We start from the raw sequence: 26,761 nt of genomic DNA, 5'->3' as shown, positions 1-26,761 counted from the left end.
TACATAAGCTCTATGAATAGTTGGCATGTTGTGTATAAAACATCTTGTCAATTTAGATTTATTTGTGCAGTAATTGTTAACTCTTATCAATTATTTAAGACGCACTAACTAGATATAAAGAGGCATACGATTGATTGAAGTTCTATATAATTATGGGTGGAATATCTTAAAAGGAAATTCGCAAGAAATTCCCGCAGCATTAACAAATAGATATCCAGTTTTACCAGAAGCGTTGCAACGATTTCTTACAAAGTACGCAATGTGTGAAAATGCACAAAAAACTAAATGGTTTGTTACATGTCATGTTGTTTCAGAAGAGAGCAAGGATGCTTTTCGCTGGAATGAATTTGAATTAATGTCGATAGAATCTGCAGAAGACGATAAAGACGAAATTGATCGAATCAAGTCCTTTTGGGACAGCCATATTCCTTTTTTTATGAGTGTTGAGGATGGCTATGAATATTATGCAGTTTCAGTTGAAAATGCTACGTTTGGAAAAATCGTTCATGGTGTTGAAGCCGATTTTGAAGATGCGACAATCGTTGCAAAAGATATTGGGCAGTTTATTGAAAAGTTTCGCGTTCTAGAAATAATCTAACGCATTGAAAATCTCTTTTCCGGCCAGCTTATTCCAACAAACTGAAATCCCTGATTAATTAAATAAATCGTATCTGAAACTTTATTCCCCACTCACCGTTTAATTTATCGCCACTTAAGTTTTACTGAATTAGCGTAACGGGAAACTCATTTGTATAACCTATATACAAGCTGGTTGAATTCCAAAAAGAACTTAGCTTAATCAAATGTTTGCTACACTGATAAAACAAAGACAGGGAGATAATAATGAAAACAGGTCTGGTCACGTTTGTTAGTATACTTTTCTCATTTAACACATTTGCGTCACAGAATTTCACCCAATTTGAACAACTTTTTTCACAGTGGCGTAGTTTTGAAGTTGCGCCATTGTTTGAAGGGGCACCTGATTACCGACAGCAAACATTTAAACAACGTCACGGCACTTGGAAAGATATCAAGCGTTCACTTATAGCGTTTGATAAATCAAATTGGAGCACCGCTCAACAAATTGATTGGTTTGTGATGTTAGCTGAACTAAATGGCTACGATTTTAATCAGCGGGTTTTAAAACCTTGGCAACGCGATCCTGCGTTCTACAAGCAAGTTTGGACTTACAAAAGTGATGTGCCAGCTCATGAAGGGCCAACACCACATTTTCTCACCGAACTATGGACCTATTCGTTTCCATTGAGTGAGACAGAGCAAAACAGACTAACTACTGATTTGTCGCGAATTCCTCCATTTTTAGACCAGGCTAGAGAAAATTTGACAGGTAACGCGAGGGAGCTCTGGATTGCTGGGATCCGTGACATTCAAGAGCAATTCCAAGCACTCGAGGGTGTCCAACAAGATATTGCAACCCTAAACAACAACGAACTTAGCTCTGTTCTACAAAAAGCAGCATTGGCAACACAGTCGTTTATTAAGTGGCTGGAGCAACAAAGCGAAAGCAAAACCGGCCCCTCTGGAATTGGCGAAGAACACTACAGTTGGTACCAACAACATGTTCATTTGGTTCCTATGACGTGGAAAGATGAAGAGCGATTGTTAAAACGTGAACTAGAAAGAGCTTGGTCATCGCTGAAATTAGAAGAGCATAGAAATATTAATCTTCCGCAGTTAATGTCGGTAAAAAACAAGCAGGAATATGACGAATTAGCGATTCGCTCAGCTAACAACTTTTTGAAATTTCTGGACGAAAAGCAGATTGTTACGGTTGCGGATTATTTTAAACCGGCACTTTTTGAAAGGCTTGGCAGCTTTGTCCCGGTAGAAACGCGTCACTTTTTTTATATCGGCAGCCATTTTGACCCAACACCTTTGTATTCTCACTTTTACCATTGGTTCGAACTGGCAAGGATGGAGAATGAGCCAAACTCAAGATTTATAAGAAGAGACGCATTGCTTTACAATATCTTTGACAGTCGTAATGAGGGCACCGCAACTGCGGTCGAAGAAATTTTTATGCACGCCGGCCTGTACGATAATAACCCAAGGGCCAGAGAAATTGTTTGGATAATGTTAGCGCAAAGAGCAGCCAGAGGGCTTGGTTCTTTATATGCTCATGCTAATCAAATGACTATGGAAGACGCGGGTAAAATTCACATGAATTACACACCAAGAGGTTGGATGAAAACTGAACCCGACTTGCTTATTTTCGAACAGCATCTTTATCTTCGCCAACCTGGTTACGGTACTAGTTATGTAACGGGTAAAAGTTTATTGGATGATGCCTTGATGGAAAAAGCAAAACTGGCTGAGGAGAATGGCAATCCCTTTGTTTTGAAGACGTTTTTTGATGAGCTTAACCAAATTGGCAACATTCCGATGTCTTTAGGAACTTGGCAGATGACCGGCAAAAAGCCAAAATTTCTTGAAGAGGTAGAAAAGGCTGCAAAAAGCGAAGAATGGTAAAAGATGAATAACGGGTCACTTTGGATGAGATCTGACAAAAATCTCAAAAATTTAGTTTATTAAAGCGATTGGCAATTTGGATCTGATTTTTTAAAAAAAGTTTCTGCTGTCGCAACTATTTCGTTTACTTAACGTAAACCCAGGTGTGCAGCCATAATCTGTGGTTGCGCTTTTCAATAGTTGTTTGTACAAAGGAATAAAAAATGAAAAATAATCGCACACAATTTGCTACCAAGATCAGGAAGTTATTCATTTCCTTCAGCTTGTTTTTAACGAGTTTAACTTACGTTTCAGTCGTCAATGCTTCACTTTTGCTTGAAGTTGATTTAAGTGTTGAAAATACTATTTCAATTAATGCAACGGATGGTGCTTCACTTATCACGGCATCGGGTTCTGATTTTACCGGTATTTACTTGGATGGTTTTTTTGGCTCGAATAATTTAGGAGGAATTGATGAAAATTTAGTTGCTGGTGACTTAACGAGCGCTAACAATAGTAGTAACTTCGTACCAAATCTATTTCATTTTTCCAACGATCCTGGTCTGAATATTTTTGAAGTTTCTTCGGATTCTAGTCTCTCATTTACCCAAGGTGCGTTAGCATTTGTGGGCAGTGCTACTTGGACAATAGGCGAAAACTTTTACCAACATTTTTTATCTAGTGCTTCAAGTGGAAAAATATTCTTTCCTGCTGATGACATCAGTGACACTAATAGTGCATCAGTGTTAGGTACATGGTCGGTCGTTAATGCCAGTGTTGATGTGCCAGAGCCGTCAATGGCGGCATTGTTAGTATTAGGTGTTGGCCTGATGGGGTTCGCACGTAAAACTCAATAGAAAATTTTTCGAATGGTTTATTCAGTGCGTAGCAGTTCAACTGCGCACTGGAAAACCTTTTACTTTATGCGTTGCAGATACCAATTCTCAATGACCTTACGTTCTTCTTCGCTCATGTTTGATTTATTTAAAAACGGCATATCTTTGGTGACAGATGTTCGGCGATAGATCGCAATCGACTTATTCTCAATGTCTTGCCATGTATCAAACACCAACCCCAAAGGTGCAACGCGAAACATTTCATCTGTAGGCTTCGAAGAATGGCAAGAGACGCAGTGTTTATCCATTAAATCAGTCACTTGTTTTTGCGTCACCATTGGCAATGCTATTGTTTCAACCTCTGGTTCGGAAGACGGCTTTGTAAAATAATCAGCTGGCATGCTTACCCAAAGCGCAATAACCAACATTCCAATTCCACCCGAGATTAAAATTGAAGGTTTGACTATGCCGAGGTGTCTCAAGTTGAAGAAATGCCGGATCCATGCAGAAACGATAGAAATCACGATGAGTACCAGCCAGTTTAGTTCGTGCTGATAAGTCATCGGATAATGATTGCTAATCATAATAAATAACAATGGCAGGGTAAGATAGTTGTTATGCACCGATCGCAATTTGGCTTTTTCACCCCAGGAAGGATCGATATCTTGTTTGTTAGCAACTGCAGCGACCATAGCTTTTTGTGAGGGGATGATTTGTAGTAGCACATTTGCTGCCATGATCGTGCCTATCAAAGCGCCGATATGGATATAAGCACCGCGGCCGCTAAACCATTGGGTTGACAACCAGCTTAGCAGTGATAAGAACGCTACAAAGGCAATTGCAAACGCTAATGGGTGTTTTGCTAATGGGCTTCGACAAGCAACTTCATAGACCAGCAGACCGCCAAAAATGAGCGCTAAGCCCAAACCTATGGCTTGTGCAGCAGAAAGATCAGCCACACCTGGGTCAATCAAATAGGCTGACGCACCAAAATAGTAAATCAATATCAGCAGTAAAAAGCCGCTGATCCAGGTGGTATAAGCTTCCCATTTAAACCAGTGGAGTGTTTTGGGTATCGTTTCGGGACCATATTGATACTTGGCGACTTCGTAAAAGCCGCCACCATGTACGGCCCACAGATCACCTTTAATGCCTTTTTGTTTTTTCCAATCGGGAGGCGTTTCTAAGTTATTGTCCAACCATATGAAATAGAACGAGGCGCCTATCCAGGCCACACCCGCTATGACATGAAACCAACGTAAAAATAGTGACAACCAGTCCATCCACATTAGCGCCGCTCTCCTTGTGTGTTTTGATATACCCGTTCGCCCGCGACATAGGTGGCGTGGATGGTTCTTTCATCAGCCAACATACTCAGTGCAAATATTAGATCACTGGGTTGATCAATTTGATCGCCTTCATAGACATTGGCTGTGCGCAGTTGACTCAATTGATTAAATTTTGGATCGAGCAAAATGAAATCGGCATCGGTTCCCACATTCAAGTTACCTATCGATGAGTCTAAGCCCAAAGCAACTGCTGCACCTTGGGTCATCATGTATAAACCTTCAAGGGGTGACAATTTGGAATGGTTTAATTGACTAACCTTATAGGCTTCACCCTGTACTCTTAACATATTAAAGGTTGTACCTGCGCCTACATCAGACGCTAAGGCGATATTAACCTTGTGTTGACGAGCTTCTTCAAGATCAAACAAACCGCTGCCCAAAAACAAATTAGAACTAGGGCAAAAAGCCACTGTGGCTCCCGCGGATTTGAGCAATTCCCATTCATAAGGTAATAAATGTAAGCAGTGGCCAAACACACTGCGGTTACGCACTAACCCAAAATAATCGTATACATCCAAATAGTGTGTAAACTCTGGATACAAAGATTTCACCCAAGCAATCTCGTTTTTATTCTCTGACAGGTGTGTCTGGATAAATACATCAGGGTATTGTTTTGCCAGCTCGCCTAACGCTGATAATTGCTCAGGAGAACTGGTTGGCGCAAATCTGGGTGTTAGGGCATAAAGCAAACGACCGTTCCCGTGCCATTTTTCAATCAGTGCCGCACTGTCTACTTGCGCACTTTGAACGGTATCTTGTAATTCCGGCGGGCAGTTTCGGTCCATACAGACTTTACCTGCAGCTAAGCACATATTTAGATTTCGGGCTTGTTCGAACAACGCATCGGTGGCAGCTTTATGCACTGTGGAATAAACCAGCGCGGAAGTCGTACCATTACTTAATAATTGATTAAGGAATAGGTTACTGATGTTCGCCGCGTATTGTTCATCTTCAAATTTTTGTTCAGTAGGGAAGGTGTAATTTTGTAACCACTCCAACAACTGTTCACCAAAACTAGCAATCATTTCAGTTTGCGGGAAATGAACATGACTATCGATTAAACCGGGTAACAGCAACATTCCCGTGTAATCAACACATTTTAACTCTCGATATTCACTTGGTAGGTGTTTAAAGTTGCCCAAGTCTTCTATTTTACCGTTACGCGTAACCATGTAACCATCTGAAAAATAACAAAATTCTAATTCAGGGCTAGCGGTGCTTGTAGGGAAATGCAAAATACTTGCACGATACAGTTGCAGGTTGGGATCCATAGTGGTGTTAACTACCTCGATAACTACTAAAACCAAAAGGGGATATCAACAAAGGTACATGATAGTGATCGTTAGTAGCCTGAAGTTCAAAGTGAACATCAACATGAGGATAAAAACTCTCTCCATGAGTCTGGATTAAATAGGGTTTTACCTGGAACCTCAAACGATACTGTCCAGCGCTCAAGTCGCAGTTCTGCCAGTCTTTGCAGCGTCCGTCATTGTCTGTTGACGACACAACAGTTTGGCCATCAGGAAGCATCAATTCCAATGCCAAATTTGCCACTGGTTTGCCATTGGCAGTGTCGAGTACGTGGCTGGATAAAGTATTCATTATGTATTTAAGCCCTGGTCAGTTAAGTTCAATTGCTTATTTATTCTAATTTTTGTGATCATCATTTGTTGAGCTGCTGCAATTTGAATTTCCTGCTTACGCCCATTTTTTATGCGCTTTTTAAGCTCTTGTAGCATTTGCTTAGCGCTTAAACCCGTAGCGCAAATGATAAAAATAAAGCCATTTTTCTCGAGATACTCTTTGTTTAATGTCTGGAGTGCAAATAAGGTTTTTTCGTCGGCTAAAGCCGCCCCTGCTTGCTCATTCTTGGCCACTGCAGATGTTGAAGCGTACTTTTTTTTTAAAGTATTGATGTCGCCAATCATTGGATGGGCCTCAAACGCCTGCAAATAATCAGAATTATTAAGGCCTTGCCATATTTCAAACGCAGTCGTATGTAATCGCTCTGCCGTTTCAAAAGGTCTCTGAGCCACCATTTGAGAACACCAACGCGGAGCGGCGCAACAGGACTCAAACCATTGGTAGGCTTTTTGATTGTCTAACGTATTTAGTTCGAGAAGTGTCATAGTAAATCTGCAATATGCTTTGTTTGTTGCCAAGACTGCTTTAGTTGTTGAGTCGACGGAGGTGCATTTTCGTGCAGTTTTTGAATGATTTGCCCAGCAATCGACACAGCTACCTCTATCGGACTTTTACCTGGTATATCTAACACACCAACGGGGCTAACAAGTTTATTAAGGTTGTGCTTGGTTTTACTGTTAATGCCCAAACGATATTTAAAACGTTTTGCTTTTGTCTTTGAGCCGATTAAGCCAACGTACTCAATATCATCGGTTGCTAGGGCCTGCTCAGTGATTTGCATATCAAGTTGATGATCATGAGTTATGATCAACGCCCACTTTGCATTTGTAGCGTTAGTGAAAACGTCTTTGGGTGAATCAATAATATGTTGCGTGACATTTTCAAACTTCGAGGCGTCGATAAACATTTCTGCTCGGCTGTCAAACCAATCTATGTGCAATGGCAACTGGGCTAAGATGGGTATTAGTGCTTGTGAGACGTGACCAGCCCCAAAAATCGCGATTCTATTGATATGCTCTACAAAAGATTCGAATAACACGTGAGTGGCTCCACCACAACACTGAGACAGTTTTGCGGCAAGTGGAAAATGCTCTAATCGTTGGCCGTTGGAATTATCTGTGAGCATAGAGCGTGCTGATTGGATTGCCTGGTGCTCAAGGTTTCCTCCACCTATGCTGCCAAAAATCTGTCCAGCTGTAACCACCATCTTAGTACCCTGAGGACGAGGTGTTGACCCTAAGGAGCCCATTACCGTAATTAGTACATAGCCAATTCCGTTATTTTGACAACGTCTTATGCCTTCAAACCAATTGTGATTATTCATAATTCGGCTCCGGCGATTTTTCGTACTTTCTCGCACGCATTATAAATTTTTTCAGCGGTTGCCGGGGTGTTAAGAGGCGGGTCAATTTTATAATCTGCGATGCTCGAAATGGCGTCTTTAATTGCACACCATACTGAAATAGCCAACATCAAGGGTGGCTCGCCTACGGCTTTAGAGTGGTAAATACTGTCTTCGGGGTTTGCATGTGGGTATAAAGACACATTGAACACTTTAGGAGTGTCGCCAATCGCCGGAATTTTGTAGGTCGCAGCATTATTGCTGATCAATTTTCCTTGATCGTTCCAAAGCAACTCTTCAGTGGTAAGCCATCCCATACCCTGAATAAAGCCGCCTTCTATTTGTCCAATGTCGATAGCTGGATTAAGGCTTGTGCCGACATCATGCAAAATATCCACACGTTCAACTTTCATCTCGCCTGTAAGGGTATCGATCGTAACTTCGCTTACTGCAGCGCCATTGGCGAAATAGAAAAACGGTCGGCCTTTACCTGTTTCCCGATCATAATGAATTTTGGGTGTTTTATAGAAACCATTTGCAGACAAAGAAACCCTCTCTATGTAGGCCTTTTGAACTAGCTCAACAAACGGGATTTGGTGTTCACCACAGCGTAAATGTTGCTGTTCAAATATCACTTCATCAGGATTTAGCCCTAACGGCTTCGCAAAACATTCCGCTAGCCTTTTTTTAATAGTAATACAGGCGTTTTGAGCGGCCTTGCCATTAATATCTGTGCCACTAGATGCCGCTGTTGGTGAGGTATTGGGGACTTTGTCTGTGCGTGTAGAAGTAACTTCGATATGCTCAATTGGCAGTCCGAATTCATGGGCAACAATTTGTGCAATTTTAGTGTGCAGGCCTTGCCCCATTTCTGTGCCGCCGTGATTAATCTGAATACTGCCATCGGTATAAACGTGGAGTAGGGCACCGGCTTGGTTAAGATGCTTTGCAGTAAAAGAAATACCAAACTTCACAGGTGTTAATGCCAACCCTTTTTTAATGATCGGACTGGTTTGATTGAATTTGGTGATCTCTTTGCGACGAGACCAATAATCTGACGAAATTTCCAGCCTAGAAATGAGATCCGGTAAAACATTATGTTCTACCTGCATGCCATAATGGGTTGAGTTTCTTCCATTCATGCCATACAAATTTCGTTTTCTAACCGTGAGCGGATCTTCACCGATCTTTCGGGCAATGGCATCAAGCATGGCCTCAGCGACCATCATTCCTTGCGGTCCACCAAATCCTCTGAACGCGGTATGCGATACTTTATTGGTGCGACACCTGTGCCCTACAATTTTACTATTAACCAGCGCATAGGCGTTGTCTGCATGGAACATGGCACGATCAACAATCGCATCGGAAAGATCAGCGGAATGGCCACAATCCCCATTAATTTGAATATCGCTACCTTGAATAATGCCCTTGTCATCCACAGCAATTTTGTAGAAGTTAGTGAATGGATGGCGTTTACCTGTTGATTGCATGTCTTGCACACGAGGGAGGCGCAATTTAACTGGGCATTGGTTACGATGGGCAAGCAAGGAAGCAATACATGCCCACTGAGCTGCCTGGGTTTCTTTACCGCCAAAGCCACCGCCCATTCGACGCATATCAACAATAACTTTATGCAGCTTAACGTTTAGTACTTCTGCTACTAATTTTTGTACTTCACTGGGGTGCTGGCTGGAGGTGAATACCAGCATACGCTCTTCTTCTTGCGGAATAGCGACAGATACCTGACCTTCAAGATAGAGGTGCTCTTGACCTCCTATATCAATTGAGCCTTCAATCTTAAGTGGAGCTTCAGTTAACGCTAAATCGGGATCTCCCGTTTGCATGGTATGCTTAGGCCTGACAAAAGAAGCCTTGTTGTGAGACTGTTCAATACTAAGAACAGGTTCTTTGTCGCTGGTTTGAATAGATGCGAGAGATACAGCTTGACGGGCTAATTTGACGCTCGTTGCCAATACGGCAAAAATGGGTTGTCCGTAAAATAAAATGTCAGAGTGAGCTAACACCGGATCACCGTCGAATACGGGTGCAATATCAATATGACCTGGCACATCATCAACAGTAATCACGTCAATTACGCCAGGGCTATTGCGTACTTTGCTTAAATCTAATTTGGTTAGTGTCCCACGTGCTACGTCACTAGTTCCAACCGCTGCAAACAGAGTATTTGCGGGCAAGCGTTGATCATCGACATATTGAGCCGTTCCTGATACCTGTCTGATGGCGCTCTCATGGGGAACCTTCATGCCAATACTTTTGGGCGCGATAGCGTGAGTGTCTATATCAATGAGTTTACGCATGCTGCTTTACCCGCGTTTGAACGGCTTGTAGATCAGAATTGGTTTCCAACCAAAATCGGTGCCACAAATTCATTACCATATTTGTTCTATACTCGGCACTGGCTCTCACATCATCGATTGGTGAAAAGGCACGGGATAAAATCTCTTTACCTAATGTCATGGTTGCAGATTCATGCCATTGAAGCCCCAGTAATTTTTCATTGAGTTCGGATGCAAACATAGGTATTGCTGCTACACCACCAAACCCAGTGGAAATTGCTGTAATTAATCCGTTTTCGATTTGAACGTTAAACACAGCACAAACGGCAGAAATATCGTCTTCCATTCGCTTAGAAATTTTATAAGCACGTAAATGAACGTGATTGGGTAATAAGGGTATTTGAATACTTTGAATGAACTCTCCCTTGGCAAGAGCTGTTTTGCGATAGTCGATAAAAAACGAATTGGCGGGTATCAATCGAGTCTCGGTACCATTCCCAACGAGAATCTTAGCGTTAAGCGCCAGTAATACCGGAGGCATGTCACCGATGGGGGATGCATTAGCGACATTACCGCCCAGTGTGGCTTGATGTCGAATTGGGACAGAAGCAAATCGCCAGAATAATTCGTTAAGCTGTGGGAACTGGGTTAGAAGTACGTCTTCTATATCGGCAAATGGAAGCGCAGCACCAATTTCTAACACTTCAGCAGTTAATCTTAGACAATTTAGCTCTGGCACCCTTTTTAAATCGATAAGGCAAGGTAACGTTCTATTTTGTTGAGTAACCTCCAGCGCGAGATCTGTGCTGCCAGAAAACAGTCTTCCATCTGGGTGTGCTTTTAGTGTGTCAGCTAATTGCTGAAGGCTGGTTGGAGCGACAAGGCCCGGAATAGACACCTCATTTTTAGCGGTGCTCATCAACGTACCTAAGGTGATCGATTTGTCGTGATCATAGTGATCGTCGAATTTATCGCTGCATGCTTGTTTTGCCGCATCGATTATAGGTCGATAACCTGTGCAACGACATAGGTTTCCAGAAAGCGCCAGCTCCAAATTATGTCTGTCTAGTAGTTTTTGTTGGTGATAGAAAACAAATAATGACATGACAAATCCGGGCGTACAAAATCCGCATTGAGACGCATGGTTGTCTACTAAGGCCTTTTGAACTGGGTGCAGTGTTTGATTAGACGATAGATGATCAACAGTTATAAGTTGTTTTCCATGTAATGTGCTCATGAAAGTGATACAGCTGTTTATTGCTCGGTAAGTCAAGTCCGTGCCTTCTTTGTTTGGTTCGACTAATGCAACAGTACAGGCTCCACAATCTCCTGACGCACAGCCTTCTTTCGTCCCGCACAAGGATTGGTGCTCACGTAAATACTCCAAAACGGTGAGGTCCGTTGGAATTGAAGTGATGTCAATACGTTGCTTATTGAGCATGAAGCTAATCAAAATTAATCCTTTCAGGTTACAGATAAAAATTAGTTTTTAAACCTAGTTTAAGTCGCAACAAACCATTTTTAACAGTGACAAATTACTGACATAATATAAAACCTGACCAAATGGTCAAATTAATTTATAGTAAAGCATGAAAATATTTTTCACTCTGACTTAGAAAAGTAAAAAACAAATGATACATTGGTCATCGATATACTCGATTAAGTATGTCGCGCCCTGAAAATTCACCTTGTACCAGAAATAATGGACCATGAACGATTATAAAACCAATAAAGAAGGCCGAGTTGGCGCCGCCAATAAACAATTAATATTGGCTGCGGCTGAACATGAATTTGCCAAAAATGGACTTAAAGGGACTAGAATTCAGCAGGTTGCGGATCGTGCAGGTCTGCCTAAAACCAATGTTTTGTACTACTTTAAAAGTAAAGAGAATCTATATCTAGCCGTACTTGAACAGATCTTAGAGTTGTGGAATTCGGCGTTTGATAGGGCTACTAGCGAAGATGACCCTGCTGAAACACTCGCACATTATGTTGCTGAGAAAATGGAATTTTCATTGGTCAGGCCCGAAGCTTCTAGAATATTCGCTTTGGAAATTATCAATGGCGCGCAGAATCTAACTGGATTTTTTAAAGAGCAGCATGTTGCTTGGATGCAGGGGCGCGTTGACGTTGTGCAAAGTTGGATAGACCAAGGAAAAATTGAAACAAAAAGTGCGCAATTTTTGCTCTTTCATATTTGGGCGTGTTGTCAGCATTATGCTGACTTTGCCGCACAAATTACTCAATTGCGTGGTGAGCAAATGGGCAGAGAAGAATATGCACTAGCAACAAAATCTCTGATTGAGCTTATATTGAAAGGCTGTGGGCTCAATGTTCCAAGCAGGTTCCAATGATGAGAACACTAAAAAATGTCAGTTTATCCTCGTGATCTAATTGGTTATGGACAGCACCCGCCGCACGCAAATTGGCCCGGCGGTGCAAAAATTGCTGTGCAATTTGTGGTCAATTATGAGGAAGGGGCAGAGAACAGCACATTGCACGGTGATCCATCTTCAGAAGTGTTTTTATCTGAAATTATCGGTGCTAAGGCATATCAAGACCGTCATCTAAGTATGGAATCCATTTACGAATATGGCAGTCGTGCCGGGTTTTGGCGTTTACATCGTTTGTTTGAAGAGTTTAACATTCCAACAACCGTATTTGGGGTCACTATGGCATTGCAACGAAACCCAGAAGTCGTTGAAGCCATGTTGGAAAGTGGTTGGGAAATCGCCAGTCATGCAATGCGCTGGATTGATTATCAAACTATGGAAGTTGATACCGAACGCAAATTAATGGAAGCATCTATCCAATTACACGAGAGGATCACTGGAAGCAAACCGGCGGGTTGGTACACGGGTCGCACTAGTCCCAATACACTTGCTCTTGTCGCAGAGCGTGATGATATTTTGTATTGCGCTGATTCCTATTCAGATGATCTACCCTATTACGATTACCACTACAGCAAGCCGCTTTTGATTGTACCCTACACTTTAGATACCAATGATATGCGCTTTGCCACGGCACAGGGCTTCAATTGTGCCGAACAGTTTTATACTTATCTTAAAGACGCTTTTGACGTGCTGTACAAAGAAGGTGAAAAGTCGCCCAAGATGCTCTCAATTGGTTTGCATTGCAGAATCGCGGGTAGACCTGCCAGACTCGCAGCGGTAAAGCGTTTCATCGAATATATAACACAGCATCAAGGTGTTTGGTTGTGCACTCGGCAGCAGATTGCCGAGCATTGGCAGGCTAACTTTCCAATGCGCGAGCCGACTTAATTAGAGGAATTTTGAATTGCAGTCTTTTATTCAATCGCTGCCTAAAGCGGAACTTCATTTACATATCGAGGGTTCTCTTGAACCTGAGTTGCTGCTCAGCTTAAGTCGTAAACATCAAATCGATTTACCCTACAAAAATATTGAACAAATCCATCAGGCTTATAATTTTGAAGACTTACAAAGCTTTTTAGATCTTTATTATCTGGGGGCATCGGTACTCATTGATGAAGATGATTTTTATCAACTCATGTGGCAATACCTATGCAAGTGCAAAGAGCAGAATATCGTTCACACAGAAATAATGTTTGACCCGCAAACCCATACTCACCGAGGTATTGGATTTGATGTTTTCATGCCTGGCTTTTTACGTGCTATTAAACAAGCTGAGTCCGAGTGGGGCCAGTCAGTTTACTTAATTTTATCTTTTTTACGTCATTTGTCACAAGAGGATGCATTACTCACACTTGATGCCGCCAAAAACTATTTAGCAGACGTAAAAGCCGTTGGATTAGACAGTTCAGAGCAGGGCAATCCGCCACGTAAGTTTGCTCAAGTTTTTTCTAAGTCAGCGGAATTAGGCTTGTTAAAAGTTGCACATGCGGGAGAAGAGGGGCCCGCTGATTACGTGTGGGAAGCCATTCAGCTTTTACATGTCGATCGCATTGATCACGGAGTGCGCAGCGACGAAGATCCAAAATTAATAGATTATCTTAAATTACATCAAATAGCCTTGACGGTATGTCCCTTATCTAATACTAAGCTTTGTGTGTTTGATGACATGACCCAACACAATATTCTTAAGATGTTGGATCAGGGTTTACTTGTTACGGTAAATTCTGACGATCCCAGCTATTTTGGAGGGTATTTGAATGAAAATTATCTTGCATTACACACCGCCTTTGAATTGGACAAATCTACCATTACCCAATTAGTTAAGAATAGCTTTATTGGGAGCTTCTTGCCTGCGGAACAAAAAAAGCACTGGCTCAATCAGGTCGACGCAGCATTAGCGAAATGACACTAATTTAGGGTTATCTAATCAGCAGAATTTTCTCGACTTAATGACTGAATTAAGTCTGCGTGCTGCGGAAAGTCTGACAACAAGTCACTGGTCTTTCCTAATTGCATATCTTCATACTCAAATCCCGGTGCCACTGCTTCACCGATGAGACCATAGCCGTATATGCCATCCGTGCTTATCCTTGAAGCCTTCCAAACTCCACCTTTGACGACAAATTGCAATGTGTGGCCGGCTAATAAATCTGGCCCCAAAACAACTTGTTGCAAATCGCCGTTGGGATACATCAAATAATAGGTAATGGGATCGCCTGCATGGAAATAATGCATGATATCAGAGGTGTTTTTATGAAAATGTCCAATAGGGGAGTCAGCGGTCAATAAATAGTAGATTGAGGTCATAGTGACCCGAGCACCTTTATCTGTGTCGATGACAATGTCACCATTTGCTTTAAAGGTTTGTTTAAAGTATCCCCCCTCAACATGAGGTTCCAACTGCAGAGCTTCTACAATTTGTTGCACAGATAACGCTTTGTCTTCGTTCACTTGGGTTCCTGATTGCTTAATAGGTTGGCAGGCCAACAGGGTTGTCGTGAATAGTAAAATGAAAAACCGTAAAATCATTGTTTGCTCAACTTAATACAGATTAATATAACAAGTGCACAATTCGAGGAGCAAATGCTGATGACATATACACCCCCATATTATGCTGTAATATTTACATCAAAACGTTCCAATGTAGACGATGGATATGGGTCTATCTCCGAATTAATGGCTAGCTTGGCTGCACAACAGCCAGGATACCTCGGGATAGAATCCGCAAGGGAAGACATTGGCATAACGGTGTCCTACTGGCGAGATTTAGAATCAATTAAAGCATGGAAACAGAATAATGAACACTTGGCTGCCCAAAAAGCCGGTCGCGAAAAGTGGTACGAACGCTACATTGTAAGAATTGCCAAAGTAGAAAAACACTATGAATTTTAGTGTTACCTCAACAAGTGCCTTGTTGGACATTAAAGGTTTATTAGACTTACTTAAACTAGACAATTTTAAAGTGCTTTACACCCACATGAAATTTCCCGTCAACAATTCAGGCATTGTAGATTCGGACAGGGTTATCCCCGGTTCAATCTTGTTTGATTTTGAAAATGTGTTTGTTGACAAAACGTCCTCTTTGCCTCACATGTTGCCGACGCAAAGTGAGTTTTCAAGGCACATGTCTGCACTAGGTATTACAAATGAAGATGCGTTGGTTGTATACGACAATCAAGGCTTGTTTAGTGCGCCTAGAGTTTGGTGGATGTTAAAGTGCATGGGACATCAACAGGTTTACGTGTTAAACGGCGGACTTAAAGCTTGGATAGAAGCGGGTAACGATACCGAACAACTGACCGACACCAATTTGCAAAGCAAGAGCCAATATCTAGCGCATTTTAATTCCAATTTGGTCTGCGATAAATCTGAAATTTTAAAAGATCTACCCCATAACAAGCTGACGGTTTGTGATGCTCGTGGCGCAGCTAGATTTAATGGAACGGAACCTGAACCTAGAGCAGGGGTTCGCTCTGGTCATATTCCAGGTGCGCACAATCTTCATTATGCCAAGCTGGTCAACGATGGGTATTTGCAGGATCGCGCTACTTTGAAACAAATATTTGATGGCCTCAAAGTGCAACCCCAAAAATATTGGGTATTCACCTGCGGCTCAGGTGTCACCGCATGTATATTAGCATTGGCTGCCCATGAATTGGGAATAAACGACTGGGCAGTGTATGACGGTTCATGGAGCGAGTGGGGAAGTGACAATAACTTGCCCATTGACAATTGATTCTTTTATGCAACTAATTCGTGCTCACAGGTCCGTGCTTTAAGTTCAATAAATGAACGAGCAACTAACATTGCATTTAAGACATCTTCGAAGGTAACCGCTTCCGAGGGATGATGACTGATACCTTTTGCACACCGCACGAATAGCATCGCCACTGGACACAAATCGGCTATTGCCATGGCATCGTGTCCGGCACCTGAACTTAAATTAAATGGTTCAATTCCCGAGTTTTCACAAGCTATTCGTAACTCATCCATCAACATTTTGTCGCAATGTGTGGCATCTGCGTCATGTGTCATTCGTATTTTGGCATCTAGCCCGCGGTAACCTGCAATATGTTCGATAGCGTTCATTATTTCATCAATACAGCGATCTCTTTTTTGATTGTCCAAACTTCGCACATCAAGACTAAAAACGACGTTCCCATTGATAACGTTTACCGCATTACTGGAAGAGTGGATTTGACCGACAGTTGCTACGACACCATGCTCTTTTGCGGCTTTTTCAATCATAACGATCATTTGTGCACTGCCAGCAAGCGCATCTTGACGCAATTCCATGGGAACTGTACCAGCATGTCCAGCATGTCCAACGACACTAATTTCAAAACGTTTGGCTCCGGCAATTCCATCAACCACCCCAACAGGTAAGCCTCTGCTTTCCAATACAGGGCCTTGCTCAATATGAATTTCAAGAAACCCCATTGTGTCGTCAACTGATCGTGCAGCTGCATGAATTTTGTTGATATCTAAGCCAAACTCGCGCATAGCGGAACTGAGATTAATATCGTCACTATCTCGAAGACATCCCCATTTTTCTTGCCAAGTCCCTGCAACTGCGCGGCTACCTAACAATGTAGTACCAAAACGCGTGCCCTCTTCGTCAGCGAAGGCAACAATATCGAGATGAAAAGGCAAAGATTGTTTATGATCGTGAAAATACTGCACCAGGCTGATAGGGAGCAGCACACCAAGAATTCCATCATATTTGCCACTATCAGGAACAGTGTCTAAATGACTACCAATGATTAGTGATTTGGCATTTGGACTTGAACTTCGGTAGCTACCCCATTGATTTCCGGCCTCATCTTGCCAGGTGCGCATACCCGCTTGCTGCATCCATTTTGCAACTTGGAGATTAGCGTTTTTATGCTCTTTGGTTAAATAGCGCCTGTCGATATAGTCTGGATGTTGACTAAATTGGGCCAGTTTTTCACATCGCTTCATCACTTTTTTAGCATAAGGAGTTAGTGGCATTATACTTCCTCCTTTGCATATACTTGATAGGCGCAATCAGTAGCGTCACCAGGATTCAATACGTGACCTGAGCGTCGAAGTGTGTTCTCCAAGGCTTGAAGGGTATGCAGCACTGCATCTTTTCTCGCGTTATAGCCCATTGTACCGATTCGCCAAATTTTACCGTGTAGGGGACCAAAAGAGGTTCCAATTTCAATATTAAAATCATGCAGCATAGTGTGACGAATTTGCTCACCGTCAATGCCTTCAGGGATGTATACACCCACGACATTGGTCATTTTATTTTTAACATCACCAAAGACCTTTAGGTTTAGGCCTTCGACTCCGGCGAGCATAGCGTTTCCATGCAATTGATGTCGATGGATAGACGCTTCAATGCCTTCTTCGAGTATTTGAATAGCACATTCTCTTGCGCAATAAAGCATGGAAGTCGCTTCAGTATGATGATTGAGTCGTTCTTCAGACCAATAATCTAAGATCATTGGGATATCAAAATAATTGGATTGGATCCGTGATCCCATACCGTGTTCATGTTCGGTAGTGCGTATACCGGCTTCAACGTGATGACGCTTTCTTACTATTTCGACGTATTTGTCACTCAATGTTATTGGGGCACTACCAGATGGACCGCCAAGACACTTTTGCAATCCTACAGAAACCGCATCGAGTTTCCATTCGTCAGTTTTGAATGGATTACCGCCAATGGACGCGGTTGCATCACTATAAAAAAGCACATTATATTTTTCACATAAAGCGCCAAGATGCTCAAGAGGTTGTAACATCGTTGTGGATGTATCACCTTGTACCATAGCCAACACTTTGGGGCGAACTGATTTTATTGCTTGTTCTATTTGTTCCGGTTCAAATACTTGCCCCCACGGTACTTCAATTCGGTGAACCTTAGCACCAGCACGTTCAGCTATTTCCGCTAGTAGGTGACCAAAACGCCCAAATATTGGAACAAGCACCTTGTCGCCGGGCTCGATGCAAGAAACTAACACCGCTTCTATGCCGGCCCGCGATGTTCCATCAATAAGTAAAGTCGCATGATTCTGGGTCAAAAACACCTGGCGGTAGAGTGTCATGACCTCATTCATATATTGGGTCATCACTGGATCATATTGGCCAATTAGCTGGGTTGACATTGCGTTTAACACCCGTGGATAGCAATTGATAGGACCTGGTCCCATAAGTAGTCGTGGAGGTGGAGCTAATAAAGTCATGAGTTCCTCAAAGTAGTATCTGGCCTAACATACGCAATCCGGTGATTAGCAAAGCGATAGCAAAAATGCGTTTCAATAGAGTTGCGTCCAATCGATTTGCCAATGCTGCACCCACTGGCGCAAACAAAACTGTCAACGGTACAATGCATAAAAAGCTGATCACGTTGACAAGACCAAAGGTCAAAACCGGCGCGTCAACGGGTGTCGTGCCTAACGTCAACATCGTTAGGGCACCAGGTAATGATATGATCAGTCCAATTGCAGCCGCTGTTCCAACCGCTTTGTGTGCCGGATAATTACATGCCGTTAAGATAGGTACTGAAAGCGTGCCACCGCCAATACCCACCATTGCACTAAACGCACCGATATTGGTGGCAATAGTGCCTTGACCCAAACGCCCAGGAAGAGCTTGGAATAGGGCGGGTTTACCTGCTCGAAACAACATGTTTAATGCCGCTAATATCGCGATAAATGAAAATAGCAGAGTTAACCAAGATCCTTTTATTTGGGTGACTAACCAACTGCCCAACAGCACGCCTAAAAGTACAAATATTGCCCATTGACGCAATAGAACGAGATCAACATTTCCCTTTTTGTGATGTGAGCGGATAGAACTAATAGATGTCGGAACAATAGTCGCTAGTGAAGTCGCTGTGGCGACCAGCATTGCCGAATCTGCGCTCACACCAAAATGTTGGAATAGAAAATACAGTACCGGAACAATGACAATCCCACCGCCAACACCTAGTAACCCTGCCAGTATGCCTGCAAACACCCCGGTAAGCATCAAAGCAAAAATGGTTGGAAAATGTTCAACTAATTCGGTCATTTAAATAATCTCATGATAGTGGGAAGGCCTTGCCATCACTTCTAGGGTCCGTTGCGGCTGAGACGGTTCCGTCCGTATCTCTCACTATGGCGCCAGCATGGCCCATCATTTCATTGTTGGGCGCAACTGTAACAATGTCATGTCCCAACTGTTTGAGCGTTTCGACAATTTGTGGGTCTAAATCTTCTTCAATTTTTAGATTGTGAGACTGGTCTCCCCAAGTTCGGCCCAACAACCAGCGGCTCTCTTCGATGGCCTTCACCAGGTCTTTATTCTGGTATAGATATCGAGTAAACAATGCTGCCTGAGTTTGCGGTTGTCCTTCACCTCCCATGGTGCCGTAAACCATACGTCGACCGTCTTGCAAATTTATATAAGCAGGGTTGAGGGTATGAAAGGGTTTTAAACCCGGTTGAAGTAGTTGATTTGAACCCGGTTCCAGGCTAAAAGATGTTCCCCGATTATTCCATACAATGCCTGTTGAAGGTGATACGACTCCGCTTCCAAATTCCCAATATAAACTCTGGATGTAACTGACCATTCTCCCATCTTTATCACAAGCACCCATCCAAACAGTATCTCCAGGTTTTGCAACGTGAGGCCAATGCAAAGCACTATTCATGTCAATATTGGCAGCCAATGCGCGCAAATTTTCATCTTCTAACAAGACTTCTAAAGAGATATTGAGTCGACCCTGGTCTGTAACAAACTGATTGCGTTGAATAAAGGCTTGTTTTGTGCACTCGATCAATAGATGGATGTGCTCACTCTCACAGGTAACCAGATGTTTTAGCCTGTCATAAAGTGCCAAGATCAGCATTGATGCAACCCCTTGAGTGGGAGCACCTAAATTATACAATTCACCGACTGATATCTTTGTTTTTAGCGGCTTAACTATATTCGCATCATAATGCTCAAAATCTTTTAGACATAATGGTGAGCCCGCGTGTTGGAGATCCTGAGCCAAGTTTTTGGCAATTTTACCTCGATAAAAATCATCCAAACCATTATTAGCCAGTGTATTTAGGGTTTCAGCCAATTTTGGTAGCTTAACAATTTTGCCTTTTTTAAGTGGCTTTTCTTTGATCAAAAACTGTTCAAAACCATCGTAGTCATGAAGATCTTCAAAGGTTTTAAAACTGGCATCTGTCAGGCTTTGTGTGACTTCTAAACCCCATTGGGCTTGTCCTATAGCCGTAGAAAATAGTTCATCAAGAGGTTTATTTGCTTGCCATTGCTGGCTAACGCTCAATGCTTTTTTCCATCCGGCAACGGCGCCAGCCATCGACAATGCGGCTTTGGGCCCTCTGGTTGGAATATTGTCATACTCTGAATAATAATCTGTTGTCGCGTTAATCGACGCAGTACCACTCGCATCGATGGCGATGGGGTCTTTTCCTGGTTCACTGATAAGCCAAAATCCGTCACCGCCTAAACCATTCATATGCGGATATACCACCGCAATTGAAGCTGCCGCTGCAACCATAGCTTCTATGGCAGTGCCGCCAGTTTCCAAAATATGCTGTCCCGCTTGTGCTGCAGCATAATGCGGCGCTGTAAACCCAAAACTATCGGGATAATATTGTACGTTTTGATTCATTGTGAAGTTCCAATGTAGTTTTCCATTATTTGTTTCCCCAACTGCAGCAGTTTTTGGTCGGAATGTTTTGCACCGAGTAAGGATATTCCATAGGCTTCCTTATCCTTCTTAAAAATTGGTAGATGTAGTTGCGGGCAACCACTCAAACCCGAAGTACAGGTAAACATCATTAATTTGTTGCGATAGTTAGCCAGTTCATTTTTATCGGCATTTTTTAAAGGCGCAGCCCCTGGAGTCGTGGGCAAAACAACAAAATGTCCTTCTGTCAGAATTTGTTTAAGTTGTTGATTAAATCGTTGCTGCTGATCACAGGCGGCAAGCTCTTGAGGTTTGGTTAATTTGCTGGACCACTCGAATCGTTGTTTTACGTCTTGTGCAAATTTTGGTTCATGCTTGCTGATCCATTGACCATGTTGTTGCCATATCTCTCTGCCTTGCAGCACTCTAAACGCTTCCGCCGCAATTTCCATCGCTAGACTAGATAGCGAAGAGCATGTTGCTACTGATTGCCCAAAAATATTCGTTACAAACGAATTAAATTCTGCTTTAAAGTCACACATTTCAACTAAACAGTCGAAAATGACAGGTTTTTTTAGCTCAATTGAAGGCTCAGGCGTATTACCAAGTAGCACTTTACCTACGCTAATCGCGTCGTCTATGTCTTTTGTGATCCATCCCAAGGTGTCAAAACTGGGTGCTAACGGCACGACACCTTTGCGGCTGATTGCGCCGTGAGTCGGACGAAAACCAACTAGACCATTGTAGCTAGCCGGGACACGAATCGAACCACCGGTATCTGTCCCTAATCCAAGTCTTGCTTTAAAATTGCCAACGGCTACTGCTGAGCCACTAGAGGAACCTCCGCAAAGGCGATCCTCATCCAAACAATTCATTGTCGTTGGGAAGTGGATATTTTGCCCATTTAAACTGTAGGCCAATTCATCCGTAATGGTTTTACAGGTCACGATGGCACCAGATTGCAGCAAAGCGTTAACAACGTCTGCATGTTGGGATGGAACAACATGTGTTTGTTCCCATTTAGGATTCCCTGCACCAGTAGGCAACTTTGCAACATCAATGACATCTTTGACCGCCAAGGACCAACCTTGAAGGTGTTTGGAAGGTGTATTCCGTTTTTTTATCGACAAAGGAGCAGTGGTGGAGAAGGGAGAACGTGAATTCGTTTCCATGACTCTCTTACTTAATTATCAGCCTTTATGAAACAACTGTTTCATTAAATAGTCAAGAGAAACAATTGTAAAGTAGGATTAATTTATTCCAATTCATCCAAATCTTTATATAGCTTTGAAATCGCTTTAATACGGTCTTTGCCATTGTGCGAGTCGCTATTTAGGATTTGATTACATACAACTGATATCACACTCATCGGGGCAGAATAGCTATCTAAAGGCAGTTCTTGGCCAAGCTGACATATGAATAGCTGTTTTACTTGGTCTTGATATATTTGTGCCGATGGATCAGCCATGAGTACAAGTTGCTGGGTTGGTATTTTTTCTATGAGATGTTTTACGATTTTAGGTCGACGACGAAAGGCCACAATAATAACTAATTCGTCTTCGGCAATGTCTTCAAGCTCCTCTCCTAGAGTTTGTCCCGGATTGGGCAGTAGCCGCACTTTTCCTCGAACCTGCAATAATTGTTGACGAAAGTGCAAAGCGACTGGGTAGCTATTCCTAAATCCAATCAGGGTGACTCTTGAAGATTGTGTGATTGATTCAATGAGTTCATTGATATCGTTAGGATCAACGTTATCCCACGTCTGTCGAATACGCTGCAATTCTTGAGTAATGTAGTCATTGTTTTGATGAGATTCACCTATTGGATAGCCATTTTGACGTGCGGAGCGAAGCTCATCTTTGACATCTTGATGGTTGGCATATCCAAGTTGACGAAAAAATCGGCTGACTGTGGCTTTCGAAGTATGAGTGATTTGTGCAATTTCCGAAACCGACATATTCAATACATCTAACGGATTTTGTTGCAAATAATTAGCAATTTTTCGCCCATTGGGAGAAAGCTGCTGGTAACATTGCGTAATGACGGATACAAATTTCGAATTTGGCAAAACGACGATTCAATAATAATGAGCACTTTACGCAGTGTAGCGAAAAAAATGCAATGACAACAAATCAACATGCAATGAAAAAGATAGTATGACGACGGATTTTGGTAAACACACGCGAGTTGTGGTGCTAACAGGTGCTGGGATTTCGGCAGAGTCAGGATTAAAAACGTTCAGAGATAACGGCGGTTTATGGGAAAATCACCGTGTTGAGGATGTTGCCACGCCTGAAGCCTTTGAGCGGGACTCTGAGTTAGTTTACCGGTTTTATAATCAACGAAGAGCGCAGTTAACCTCTGAAAACGTTATGCCAAATCCAGGGCATATTGCGTTAACAAAATTAGAAAATTTTCTTCAAGATAATTTCCTCCTAATCACTCAAAATGTGGATAACCTGCATGAAAAGGCCGGTACTAACAGAGTTATTCACATGCATGGCGAATTGTTGAGTTATCGATGTTGTTTTTCAGGTCAGGTGTTTGAAACGACCCAGTCGTATGATCAAAGGAGTCGTTGTACTTGCTGTGAGCCTGCTAACTCTATTCGTCCAAATATCGTATGGTTTGGTGAAATGCCTTTGCAAATGGAACGAATTTACCAAGCGTTAAGCCGCGCAGATTTATTCTTATCTATTGGTACGTCTGGAAACGTTTATCCCGCAGCGGGTTTCGTGCAAGAGGCCAGTTCTCACGGAGCAAAATGTATTGAATTAAATCTGGAACCAAGCATTGGGCACAGTGGATTTGATCAGGGATATTATGGTTTGGGCTCTCAAGTCGTTCCGCAATTTGTGGAAAATTTCCTAAAGGGGAAAATATAAATGAGTTGGCAGGAGTTTAGCCCATTTGTTTTTGAGTTTATGGCAATCGCCACACTTCATTTTTTTGCCGTCGCCAGTCCTGGTCCTGATTTTGCGGTTGTCGTGAAGCAAAGTGTTGTCGCAGGGCGTCGGGCGGCAATGTTGACAAGCATAGGTATCGGAGTAGGTATTTTAGTTCATGTTGTCTACTCACTATTAGGAATAGGGCTGTTGATTAAAACAACGCCTTGGTTATTTCAATTGTTTTTGTATGCAGCTGCGGGGTATCTGTTGTTTCTAGGGTGGGGCGCCATTCGCAGTAAACCCAAGGTTTCGGGAAATGAAGATCAACTCGAAGTACCCACTAAGAGAATGAAAAATAATGTAAATGAGATAAGTGATAGAAAATCTTTTTTGATTGGCTTGGTAACAAATGGCCTAAACCCGAAAGCCACTTTGTTTTTCTTAACCGTATTTGCTGTTGCTGTGTCGCCAGAAACACCGTTACAAATCAAAGTATTTTACGGCTTATATTTGGCCACTGCCACAGGCATGTGGTTTTGTTTTCTGTCATACATCTTAAGTGGTTCAAGAGTTCGGGCTACATTAACCCAAAATGGTCACATATTTGATCGTATAATGGGGGCGATTCTTATCGCCTTAGCGATTAATCTGATTTTTTCCGTTTAACTATAAACCTTAAGAGAGTCATCGATTGAACAAGCCAAATTCGCCGAAAATTGAAAACAACCTAAAAGGGGCGTACGAGTTTAATATTCAAAGTGTTTTAAAACAGGGCTGGAAAAATACGCTAGGTAGTTTGAATACCTTTGTTCCTATGCTGTTTGTTTTACTCGGCATTTTACTTGGTTTAGCACTAGTTTATGTTAAGACACAGGGAATGGAATCTGCTGAACAGATTAATTATGAATCGATCAACATGTTTGATTTGGTTGTTAGGGTCTTGCTCGCTCCTTTGTTTGCTGCCCTCATGATGCACGGTGTGAAAGTTCAATTAAATCAAACCCGCAGAGTGTCAGATTTGTTTGAGTATTTTCCCCAAATGTTGGCCTTGTGCTTGTCATCAATTATTATCTCTTTATTGACTTTGGTTGGAATGGCGCTATTTCTCATCCCGGGTATGTATGTTGTCATGAGCACAGGGTTTGCAATGATGTTAGTTGCGGATAAAAAGCTAACACCTTTTAAAGCTATTGCTTTGTCTATGACAATGGTGAATCGCTATTTAGTGAAATTCATTGGGCTCTATTTACTGCTCTTGATATTTTTTATCGCGGGGCTTTTAACTTATGGTATTGGCTTAATTTTATTTTTGCCTTTTTACTATAATGTAAAAGGGATTTTGTATGTTGAACTATTTGCTGATGCAAAGGATAAAGTTAATAACGTAACCGAAATACAAAGTGAGGGTTCCTTTGAAGCTTGATACTGATATTCCACCACCTAAAAGAATTGCTTATCTGCTGATAATTTGGGTTTTCGCTGCGCTCGTATTTAGCTATCCATTTCTTTTTCCCTCGAGTGATTTTGCACCTGAAGATATTGCACAACGCCAAGTCGTAGAGACTGATATGCCTGATTTTAAAAGCATTCAAGATATCAAAGCACGTAAAATCGCTTTTTTTAACTATTTAATGCCGATTATTCGCCATCAAAATAAATTGATATTAGAAAAACGAGCGTTTCTTTTTACAATTGAGGAAAATATTAATCAACAAAAACCGTTAACCACCAAACAATTAAAGCGTTTGGGCGAGTTGCTAAAAGAATATCGAGTGGATGCTAATACTAAATTGGTTAGTCAGTTAACTTCTCTGCTCAAGAAAATAGATATTATTCCTCCTGAGCTAGTTTTGATGCAGGCAGCAAACGAATCAGCGTGGGGAACATCACGATTTGCCACGAAAGGGTATAATTTTTTTGGCCTTTGGTGTTTTAAACGTGGCTGTGGGTTTGTGCCAAAAAACAGGGATAACGGCGCTAATCATGAAGTCGCTAAATTTAAAAACTTGTCACATGGCATGTATGTATATTTTCGTAATTTAAATCGTCACGCTGCCTATTCTGAACTTAGAAATATTCGACATAATCTACGTAAATCAGGGCAAAATATTCGCGCAGAAGCGTTAGCTAAAGGATTAGGAAGTTATTCTGAAAGAGGGGATGAGTACATTAATGAACTTATTCAAATGATAAAATTTAACCGGAAGTTCATGCGGGTATGAAAGTTGTTCTTTGCCTAAGTTTGTTTTTTTGCCTTTCATTAAAAGCAGAAGTGCTATCAGTAGAGTACTCAAGTTTTTACAGCCATTTACGTAAACTAGACAGCGATGACACCCCAGCGTTGCAATTCGCTTTTGGTTTTAAACACGTGGCTAGTGAAAAACTATGTACCATAGACAATGTGAAAATTGTCACGCAGAAGGTGACAGTTCCAATTGATGTGACTGCCGAACAACGTTTTTTGTTACCGACTGAAAAAGCACTTAAGCAGGCGCGGGCAAAAGTAGAAATCTCACTGCAAGAACCGGCTAATCAATGTGATATGTCAGTGCAATTAGAAACAAAACCCGAATATCTTAAGACAAAATACATGTCAGAAGACTTAGCCTTTGTGTTGAAGCAATATCAAGTTTTTTTCGACGACATGGGCAGTTTTTTATCTTTCTTAATGCCTGGTGTTGAAGGCCTACATTTTCATTTTGATCAGGCGTTAAACGACACTTTTCCTTCTGGCGTGAATGTAGAAGGAAATCACCTTTATATTAATCAGCAGTGGATTGAACAAGGCAATAATCTAACGTTCGAATCCTTGCCAATTCGTATCACTGCTTTGACTAATAATTAGGCTTCATTGTGTTGAACGGCCAGCTAGCAGCCGTTT

27 protein-coding genes are annotated in these 26,761 nt (G+C 42.0%); 13 read left to right on the top strand and 14 right to left on the bottom strand.

Translation table 11 applies throughout. The features are described from left to right. Positions 1-130: 130 nt before the first annotated feature. The 3 genes from FM019_RS15055 to FM019_RS15045 all read left to right on the top strand — a co-directional run bounded on the left by FM019_RS15055 (position 131) and on the right by FM019_RS15045 (position 3,326). Positions 131-598, top strand: a complete 468-nt coding sequence (locus FM019_RS15055) for an SMI1/KNR4 family protein (RefSeq protein WP_143836790.1) — start codon at positions 131-133, stop codon at positions 596-598. A gap of 245 nt (positions 599-843) precedes the next feature. Next, positions 844-2,490: a DUF885 domain-containing protein gene (locus tag FM019_RS15050; protein ID WP_143836789.1), complete on the top strand. Its 1,647-nt coding sequence runs from the start codon at positions 844-846 to the stop codon at positions 2,488-2,490. A 203-nt stretch (positions 2,491-2,693) separates the two neighbouring features. Further along, positions 2,694-3,326: a PEP-CTERM sorting domain-containing protein gene (locus FM019_RS15045; RefSeq protein WP_143836788.1), complete on the top strand. Its 633-nt coding sequence runs from the start codon at positions 2,694-2,696 to the stop codon at positions 3,324-3,326. Between the two features lie 59 nt (positions 3,327-3,385). Here FM019_RS15045 and FM019_RS15040 read toward each other — a convergent pair whose 3' ends face one another. The 7 genes from FM019_RS15040 to xdhA are packed head-to-tail and all read right to left on the bottom strand — an operon-like array spanning position 3,386 to position 11,390. Further along, a complete protein-coding gene (locus FM019_RS15040; RefSeq protein WP_143836787.1) occupies positions 3,386-4,594 on the bottom strand; it encodes a urate hydroxylase PuuD in 1,209 nt (402 codons plus the stop codon). Then, positions 4,594-5,925, bottom strand: coding sequence for a guanine deaminase (gene guaD / locus FM019_RS15035; protein WP_143836786.1), 1,332 nt, complete (start codon positions 5,923-5,925; stop codon positions 4,594-4,596). The genes FM019_RS15040 and guaD overlap by 1 nt, the downstream gene beginning before the upstream one ends. Positions 5,926-5,932: 7 nt before the next feature. Next, the gene (gene uraH / locus FM019_RS15030) at positions 5,933-6,256 is read right to left on the bottom strand and encodes a hydroxyisourate hydrolase (protein WP_143836785.1); all 324 of its coding nucleotides are present in this window, start codon (positions 6,254-6,256) and stop codon (positions 5,933-5,935) included. Then, a complete protein-coding gene (gene uraD / locus FM019_RS15025) occupies positions 6,256-6,783 on the bottom strand; it encodes a 2-oxo-4-hydroxy-4-carboxy-5-ureidoimidazoline decarboxylase (RefSeq protein ID WP_143836784.1) in 528 nt (175 codons plus the stop codon). The genes uraH and uraD overlap by 1 nt, the downstream gene beginning before the upstream one ends. Beyond that, positions 6,780-7,622: a xanthine dehydrogenase accessory protein XdhC gene (gene xdhC / locus FM019_RS15020; protein WP_143836783.1), complete on the bottom strand. Its 843-nt coding sequence runs from the start codon at positions 7,620-7,622 to the stop codon at positions 6,780-6,782. Before xdhC ends, uraD begins: the two co-directional genes overlap by 4 nt. Beyond that, a complete protein-coding gene (gene xdhB / locus FM019_RS15015) occupies positions 7,619-9,958 on the bottom strand; it encodes a xanthine dehydrogenase molybdopterin binding subunit (RefSeq protein WP_143836782.1) in 2,340 nt (779 codons plus the stop codon). The genes xdhC and xdhB overlap by 4 nt, the downstream gene beginning before the upstream one ends. Then, positions 9,951-11,390 (bottom strand): xanthine dehydrogenase small subunit, encoded by a 1,440-nt coding sequence (gene xdhA, locus FM019_RS15010; protein WP_143836781.1) that lies wholly within the window; start codon positions 11,388-11,390, stop codon positions 9,951-9,953. Before xdhA ends, xdhB begins: the two co-directional genes overlap by 8 nt. Positions 11,391-11,646: 256 nt before the next feature. Between xdhA and FM019_RS15005 the strand changes: the two genes are divergently transcribed. From FM019_RS15005 to FM019_RS14995, 3 genes are read left to right on the top strand one after another with little or no spacing between them, the layout of a single operon-like run. Then, on the top strand, positions 11,647-12,291 hold the full coding sequence (locus FM019_RS15005; protein ID WP_143836780.1) for a TetR family transcriptional regulator C-terminal domain-containing protein: 645 nt from the start codon (positions 11,647-11,649) through the stop codon (positions 12,289-12,291). Positions 12,292-12,306: 15 nt separating this feature from the next. Next, entirely contained in the window at positions 12,307-13,218 is a 912-nt protein-coding gene (puuE, locus tag FM019_RS15000) for an allantoinase PuuE (protein ID WP_143836779.1), read from the top strand. 16 nt (positions 13,219-13,234) lie between these two features. Next, entirely contained in the window at positions 13,235-14,236 is a 1,002-nt protein-coding gene (locus FM019_RS14995) for an adenosine deaminase (RefSeq protein WP_143836778.1), read from the top strand. Positions 14,237-14,253: 17 nt separating this feature from the next. Here FM019_RS14995 and FM019_RS14990 read toward each other — a convergent pair whose 3' ends face one another. Then, positions 14,254-14,781, bottom strand: coding sequence for a cupin domain-containing protein (locus FM019_RS14990; RefSeq protein WP_260681640.1), 528 nt, complete (start codon positions 14,779-14,781; stop codon positions 14,254-14,256). 138 nt (positions 14,782-14,919) lie between these two features. Between FM019_RS14990 and FM019_RS14985 the strand changes: the two genes are divergently transcribed. Together FM019_RS14985 and FM019_RS14980 are read left to right on the top strand one after the other, a co-directional pair. Next, positions 14,920-15,222 carry an antibiotic biosynthesis monooxygenase gene (locus FM019_RS14985; RefSeq protein WP_260681639.1) on the top strand — a complete coding sequence of 101 codons (303 nt, stop codon included), beginning with the start codon at positions 14,920-14,922 and terminating at the stop codon, positions 15,220-15,222. Further along, on the top strand, positions 15,212-16,066 hold the full coding sequence (locus FM019_RS14980; protein WP_143836775.1) for a sulfurtransferase: 855 nt from the start codon (positions 15,212-15,214) through the stop codon (positions 16,064-16,066). Before FM019_RS14985 ends, FM019_RS14980 begins: the two co-directional genes overlap by 11 nt. A gap of 5 nt (positions 16,067-16,071) precedes the next feature. On the opposite strand, the gene FM019_RS14975 is transcribed toward FM019_RS14980, so the two are convergent. The 6 genes from FM019_RS14975 to FM019_RS14950 form a co-directional block, all read right to left on the bottom strand. Next, a complete protein-coding gene (locus FM019_RS14975; protein WP_143837022.1) occupies positions 16,072-17,325 on the bottom strand; it encodes an allantoate amidohydrolase in 1,254 nt (417 codons plus the stop codon). Next, positions 17,322-18,545 carry a pyridoxal-phosphate-dependent aminotransferase family protein gene (locus FM019_RS14970; RefSeq protein WP_143836774.1) on the bottom strand — a complete coding sequence of 408 codons (1,224 nt, stop codon included), beginning with the start codon at positions 18,543-18,545 and terminating at the stop codon, positions 17,322-17,324. The genes FM019_RS14975 and FM019_RS14970 overlap by 4 nt, the downstream gene beginning before the upstream one ends. A gap of 7 nt (positions 18,546-18,552) precedes the next feature. Next, entirely contained in the window at positions 18,553-19,374 is an 822-nt protein-coding gene (locus FM019_RS14965) for a sulfite exporter TauE/SafE family protein (protein ID WP_143836773.1), read from the bottom strand. A 10-nt stretch (positions 19,375-19,384) separates the two neighbouring features. Then, on the bottom strand, positions 19,385-20,974 hold the full coding sequence (locus FM019_RS14960) for a gamma-glutamyltransferase family protein (RefSeq protein ID WP_143836772.1): 1,590 nt from the start codon (positions 20,972-20,974) through the stop codon (positions 19,385-19,387). Beyond that, complete coding sequence (locus FM019_RS14955; protein WP_143836771.1) at positions 20,971-22,164, bottom strand: amidase; 1,194 nt, start codon at positions 22,162-22,164, stop codon at positions 20,971-20,973. The genes FM019_RS14960 and FM019_RS14955 overlap by 4 nt, the downstream gene beginning before the upstream one ends. An 83-nt stretch (positions 22,165-22,247) precedes the next feature. Then, positions 22,248-23,060, bottom strand: coding sequence for a MurR/RpiR family transcriptional regulator (locus FM019_RS14950; protein ID WP_143836770.1), 813 nt, complete (start codon positions 23,058-23,060; stop codon positions 22,248-22,250). Positions 23,061-23,148: 88 nt separating this feature from the next. On the opposite strand from FM019_RS14950, the gene cobB reads away from it, so the two are divergent. From cobB to FM019_RS14925, 5 genes are read left to right on the top strand one after another with little or no spacing between them, the layout of a single operon-like run. Further along, complete coding sequence (cobB, locus tag FM019_RS14945) at positions 23,149-23,877, top strand: Sir2 family NAD+-dependent deacetylase (protein ID WP_143836769.1); 729 nt, start codon at positions 23,149-23,151, stop codon at positions 23,875-23,877. Next, positions 23,878-24,546, top strand: coding sequence for a LysE family transporter (locus FM019_RS14940; RefSeq protein WP_143836768.1), 669 nt, complete (start codon positions 23,878-23,880; stop codon positions 24,544-24,546). A 25-nt stretch (positions 24,547-24,571) separates the two neighbouring features. After that, positions 24,572-25,303 carry a hypothetical protein gene (locus FM019_RS14935; RefSeq protein ID WP_143836767.1) on the top strand — a complete coding sequence of 244 codons (732 nt, stop codon included), beginning with the start codon at positions 24,572-24,574 and terminating at the stop codon, positions 25,301-25,303. Continuing rightward, entirely contained in the window at positions 25,293-26,102 is an 810-nt protein-coding gene (locus FM019_RS14930) for a glucosaminidase domain-containing protein (protein ID WP_143836766.1), read from the top strand. Before FM019_RS14935 ends, FM019_RS14930 begins: the two co-directional genes overlap by 11 nt. Continuing rightward, positions 26,099-26,725, top strand: a complete 627-nt coding sequence (locus tag FM019_RS14925; protein ID WP_143836765.1) for a DUF2987 domain-containing protein — start codon at positions 26,099-26,101, stop codon at positions 26,723-26,725. The genes FM019_RS14930 and FM019_RS14925 overlap by 4 nt, the downstream gene beginning before the upstream one ends. Positions 26,726-26,761: the final 36 nt, after the last annotated feature.

The organism is Aliiglaciecola sp. M165, assembly GCF_007197995.1.
Lineage (GTDB): Bacteria > Pseudomonadota > Gammaproteobacteria > Enterobacterales > Alteromonadaceae > Aliiglaciecola.
This window is presented reverse-complemented; position numbering and strand designations above follow the sequence as displayed.